1 pseudogene is annotated in these 306 nt (G+C 72.9%); it reads left to right on the plus strand.

The window, feature by feature from the left end:
* A pseudogene (locus tag CCN42_RS44070) lies at positions 1–306 on the plus strand (ABC transporter); the annotation flags it as partial.

The raw sequence follows: 306 nt of genomic DNA on the forward strand, positions 1-306 counted from the left end.
GCCCTCGCCGACAAGGACGGCAAGCTGGTCGGCAACGGCTTCCAGTCCCAGGGCGGCAACTACTGGGGCACCGACGACCCCCGCTACCCGCTCGTCGAGGGACACGCCCCCAAGGGCCGCGGCGAGGTCCTGATCGACGCGAAGACCGCCGAGCGCACCGGCTACCGGGTGGGTGACACCCTGCGCCTGTCGGTCGACGGCCCGGTCCTGACGCCGAAGGTGGCCGGCGTCTTCACCACCGACGACGGCAACGTCGCGGCCGGCGGCAGCCTCACGCTGTTCGACACGGCCACCGCGCAGCAGCTG

It is taken from the genome of Streptomyces glaucescens, from assembly GCF_002154375.1.
GTDB lineage: Bacteria > Actinomycetota > Actinomycetes > Streptomycetales > Streptomycetaceae > Streptomyces > Streptomyces glaucescens.